The 5,575-nt window shown below is 30.7% G+C and carries 4 protein-coding genes and 1 pseudogene; all 5 read right to left on the bottom strand.

Annotation, left to right across the window (positions count from 1 at the left end; genetic code table 11):
• Positions 1-101: 101 nt before the first annotated feature.
• Positions 102-1,186, bottom strand: a pseudogene (locus Q0K76_RS12840) (IS3 family transposase).
• Between the two features lie 229 nt (positions 1,187-1,415).
• Positions 1,416-2,897, bottom strand: coding sequence for a hypothetical protein (locus Q0K76_RS12835; protein ID WP_294616070.1), 1,482 nt, complete (start codon positions 2,895-2,897; stop codon positions 1,416-1,418).
• A 1-nt stretch (position 2,898) separates the two neighbouring features.
• A complete protein-coding gene (locus Q0K76_RS12830) occupies positions 2,899-4,419 on the bottom strand; it encodes a peptidoglycan-binding protein (protein WP_294616069.1) in 1,521 nt (506 codons plus the stop codon).
• 129 nt (positions 4,420-4,548) lie between these two features.
• The gene (locus tag Q0K76_RS12825) at positions 4,549-4,968 is read right to left on the bottom strand and encodes a hypothetical protein (protein WP_294616068.1); all 420 of its coding nucleotides are present in this window, start codon (positions 4,966-4,968) and stop codon (positions 4,549-4,551) included.
• A partial coding sequence (locus tag Q0K76_RS12820; protein ID WP_294616067.1) for a M15 family metallopeptidase occupies positions 4,958-5,575 on the bottom strand: 618 nt, incomplete at its 5' end. The genes Q0K76_RS12825 and Q0K76_RS12820, both read right to left, overlap by 11 nt.

Below are 5,575 nucleotides of genomic sequence, written 5' to 3'. Positions count from 1 at the left end.
CTGACAGGCACCTATAAAAAACTGGTAACTGTCAGATCAGGTTTGAGCTACTACATTTTATTGTAAATGCACTATTCTTAGTACACCATTCCCGTAGAAAATTACTCCGGGTGTTTTAGTGTTTTATATTCAATCGGCGTCATATTATTTAATACCTCATGGGGTCTTTCGGTATTATAAATGGTTAACCACTCCTCAGTTATTTTCCTTACTTGTTTCAAATTGTTAAAAAGATATAAATCCAATACTTCTGTTCGATAAGTACGATTAAATCGTTCAATATAGCCATTTTGATAAAAACTTCCCGGATTGATGTAATCTATAGTTATGCCGTGTTCTTTTGCCCAGTTATTGAATATGTTTCCGGTAAATTCCGGCCCATTATTTACTCTTACTTTTAATGGATAACCATGATACTCAGCCAACTTGTCGAGGTAACGGGTCACGCTTCTTGCTGGTAAACACACCGCTATATCTATACCTAATGCCTCTCGATTAAAGTCATCAATGACATTAAAAGTCCTAAATCTACGTTGATTTCGACTGCTGTCACTCATAAAATCCATTGACCAACATTTACCTTGTTTATCGGCAACGCATAACTTTTCCGGACTTCGTGGTGGAATACGTTTTTTCCGCTTTATCCTGATTGATATTAAGTTTTAATTCACAATAAACCCGATATACACGTTTATGGTTCCATTTATAGCCAAGCTTTCTGATGCGATTAAAACATTTAGGAAAACCCCAACGTAAATGCTGGTCGATAATCGTATTGAGTATTGAAATAATCTCGAATCATCCTGTAACTTAGGTTGATAATAGTAAGCACAGCGACTTAAGCCAACAATTGCACAACTTAGGGCTATAGTAAGGCATTTAGTGGTTTGTAATTCCTCTGCCCATGTCTTACGAGCCTTAGTTGGCACTACAGCTTTTTTATGATTTCTTCCTGTAACTGTGATTTTAAACTTAGTTCAGCGAACATTTGTTTAAGCTTACGATTTTCTGCTTCTAATTCCTTTAATCGCTTGATAATCGAGGTTTCCATACCACCGTATTTTTCTCGCCATTTGTAAAAAGTTGAGTTCCCTATGGCATATTTTCGGCAAAGTTCTTTAACCAAAATGCTGGCTTCAGCTTCTTTTAAAATAGATACAATTTGGTGCTCTGTCATTTTTTTCATATACAAATCCTCTTTTGCTTTTTTCATAGAGAATTTTCTACTTGTTTGCTGTACTATTTTAGGGGGTATTTACACGATGGGCCTCTTTATAATCAGCAGGAAAACCACTAATAATGTTAATTTAAAAATCTATTTTTTACCTTGTTCAATAACATTCATAAATATCTGTTATTACATAAATATTTTATTTCGCTTTTTCCGTCTCATATAAATCATCATGATTAATTTTTTATTTATATTCTGTATAAGTGACTTCTTCAGGTGTTGGTTGTCGGTAAGATGCAAAATAGTCTTTCCCTACAATAAATAGGGTATTTTTCATATAAATTGCCTGATTACCATTTAGTAAAAACTTAGCCAGTGGTGTATTTTCAATTTTATCAAAGGTTATATAGTCTAATTCCTTACTAATATCGATATCATATTTTTTAAAATTTTCTACTTGCTGTTGATAAAATGCATCATCACCAAAAAATTGCTTTGCATCGATTTTACCAAATGTGATTGGATAAGATTGTTGATAGTTAATACAAAACTGTTTCTCATTCGGTTTTAATGTCATTGTCACATCGTCAAGATCATATAAATCACCACCGTCAAAACGTAAATAATTATTAGCTTGATGACTGGTTAATAATAAACTTTTTGTAGAATGTAATTTTTTGTCTTTAATGGCAAATTTACTATAGCAATTAGACGTTACAGCTAACTCTTGAAACTTCCCTTCTTTTGTAACTTGATGGTGCTGTACTTCTATGGTTTCATCCTCAAAACGTTGGCGACGTTCAATTTTATAATTTTTATCAATATTATAATAAACAAAACCCAACGACAGATCGCCTGTTGCGGGATCATGTCTTGTTGAGCCAGATTGGGACTCCAAAATAATTTTATCTAATAGTTCAAATTTATCCGAAAAAAGATGAAGATAAATTATTTTCTCTTTATTTTCTTGTGTAGCATCTATTAAAAACGGATTAATAATATTATAAATTTTAGGCAATTTTATACCATTAATATTAATTATATAATTATTCAATTGAGTATATAAATTGTCATTGTTTGACAATCTTAAGTAATTAATAAAACTTCTTGAAAGGTTTTGAGGATAGTTTTTGTAATTATCATTTTTTACAAAATCACACGAGCATTTAGAATTAATAGGCAAATTAATAGATGGAAAACTTTTATTTATTTTTTCAAAAGAATATTTGTCAGAAGGCTTTAAAAAAGACATAACAAAACCTTCATTAATGAATAATAACCTATCTTTAATGTAAATCAATCGCCTTTTCGGCAATAACAATTTAGCTAAATTATCATCTATTGAAGAATCAAACTGTAAATAATTCACTTCACCATTTGGGGCAATGAATGGTTCAATATCGGAAATGGATAACAAGTTTCCAAGCTCTAATTGTGAGATATTATTCACTTTTCCTTTCGTAATTAAATATTTATTATCATTTATATAAAATGTATTATTAATTAATTTGATACGAAGATTATTTAAAAAATCATCGTTATAATTATCTTTTTCAATTATATGAGAATTTTGGGTATATCTATCCAAAATCCAAAATTTTTGCTCAATATCATTTTTTTGTGCATAAGAGTAATTAAAAAAACAATCTAAAAAAATACAAATTAAATAAATAAATTTGATTAATAAAATATTTTTTTTAAATATTATAGTTATAGCTTTTGTCATCTTAATGGCCTTCTATATTTTTTATAAGTTTCATCATTGATTTACCATTAACTTCATTAACAGTTTGTACAAAAAAGTGATCTGCCAAAAATTCTTTTTTAAAAACTCGGACATCATAATGAACCCAATTACTTGCTATACTATTATTATCACGCCCCCTAGTAGGATGGTATCTCGTGTAACTATTTTCTAAAGCAACACCATTTGAATGAAACCATCTATATTCAGCGTTTGTTTTTTCGGTCAAAATATCACGAACTAAATCACAGTAAATAATTCTTTCTTCATTAGTATGTAATGCTTTACTTTTTGTTTTGAGTAATATATGAATATCAAGTGCTTTTCCCATATGATTAATACTTCTTCTATTACGATAATTATTATTTACCCAACATCTATAACCAGATGATACCGAGTCAAGAGTCAAGTGCGAATATCTCTGATCACTTTCAATATAAAATATAATAGTCCTTAATATCCAAAATAAAACACGATGTATTCCTGGATATTCATATCCAGAGGCATACTGTGATCCTTTTTTTCCATTATCTTTTTTACCCATACCAAAACCATTACAAGCTGTTTCTTTGAGATTTTTAAGAGTAGAACATGGACATTTAGCTTGTTCAAAATATGTTCCTATTGGGTATTCCTCTTGAAACTTATCAATCGCTTTTATAACATCCATATCAACAACACCCGTTTCTTCGACTTCCATATAATCATGTTGGAATTGTTTGATCATTTTTTCTGTTCTGTCTGTGAATTCATCTGTAGGTACGTTACCACCAAAACCAGCTAGTCTGATATTGATTTCGCGAATAATTTCATGCTTATCTCCTTTTTGAAAGAGGATCTCGTTTCCAGCAAAATAACCCATCATCGCCACAGGATGAATAAACCAGACTTTGCCGTTTGAGGATAAATTAGTCAGTTTGGGCGTATTTGAGTTATTTGGGGTATTGGCGTTGGTGGTTTGATTATTGTTTGTTACTTGTGCCTCTGCAACTTTTTTCCACCACAGTGATGGTTTGATGCGTTGCTCTTTTTCAATTTGCCAATTTGATTTGACATTTTCGTGCGCTTCATCGAGTTTTTCAAATGCATATTCTCGTTCATTAGGTTTGGTTATATTATGCTCAATCAACAGCTTTTCTATAATATCCTTTTGTTGTTGTTTTTCTTCTTCAAATAATTCATCTATCTCATTCCATTTACTTAATGCTTCATCGGCATACCATTCACTTTCATATTTTAATAGTAAATGCCCTATCTGCTCTGCTGTCCAACTTCTGCGTAAACCTTCCTTTAAATATTCATAAGTAAAAGGCGGAAGTGGTTTTTTACGTTGCGTTGAATATAATGTTGATTGCGTTAAGATACGGTGTAATGCCGACATTACGGGTGTGTAGTCTTCCAAATCCAAACTAACCACTTTATTCTTTCCCGTTTTACTGGATAATTCACCAACCGTCGCTTTCTCCTCTATGGTATTAAATCCTGACCAATGCCAGGGGGTCACGCGTTTTATATGTTCCTGGGCTTCTTTTTTGATATTTACCCAGCCTTTTATCGGTATACCATACTTATTACCGGCTGTAACATATGCCCAATTTACATAATTTTTATCAATGGCTATAAAATATATAATTTACTCAAAATTCCATGATAAACATTTCTTATTTTCATGAGCTTCTTTTAGTATTTCTTTGATAGATTTATAAATATCATTAATTGTTTGTTTCAAATCTGAATGAAGTAGAGAAGATTCAATTATCTGATTATTTTCAATATAAAAGTCGTAATTAACACTTAAAATATTTCGGAATTTTTCATATATTGGGAGATCATAATAATCAAATTTAGCATTGATGCTATAATTATTAGGTTTATTTTTAATTACTTTTATTTTACTTGAAAATGTTTCTCCATAGACATTAATAATTAATGATTTATTTTTTTTATGATCACAATTTAATTCAGCGCCTTCTGATGAAAAAGACTGGGTTTCGTATACATCTGCATTAGCAGAACCAATAAATAAGAAAAAAAGAAAAATATTAGTTAACATTAACATAACCTTCATCATTAAGATCTCCATTATTATATTTTTCTAAAAGTTGAGTAGTTGTAAAACCGAATTTAAATTCAAAATGAGGATAATCTTTAAATGTTGTCCAATCTCCTCCCCAGGAAGAGCCATATGATTTAGCTATTCTTACTATCTCTGCCATATCTGGATTTGTACTATCCAAATAAATAGCCTTTTTATCTAATATTTTTACCACATCTATAGCTAAACCATAATTATGAAAGCTATATCCACCTTTAACTTTTGTCACAATGGGGCCGGGATTCTTTCTACCTTGATCATATAATTTATTTTGTTCTTCAATAGTTCTATAACCATCAGTAACTCGTAACTGTACATTTAAACTACTTTCGACATCGTTGATAAAATTAATTGCATTCTGACGTATTGCTGGGTGTAATAATGCGATTCTTGAGTTTGTAATACGATCCCAAGTTTCAGTTTTTTTCTCCTCTTTTATATTAAAATATCCCACCATCGCCACAGGATGAATAAACCACGCTTTGCCATTTGAGGATAAATTGGTTAGTATGGGCGTATTTGAGTTATTTGGGGTATTGGCGTTGGTGGTTTGATTATTGTTTGT

Origin of the sequence: uncultured Gilliamella sp. (assembly GCA_945271295.1) — a bacterium.
Taxonomy (GTDB): Bacteria; Pseudomonadota; Gammaproteobacteria; order Enterobacterales; family Orbaceae; genus Gilliamella.
The sequence above is the reverse complement of the archived record's forward strand: the minus strand, read 5'-3'. Positions and strand labels throughout refer to the sequence as shown.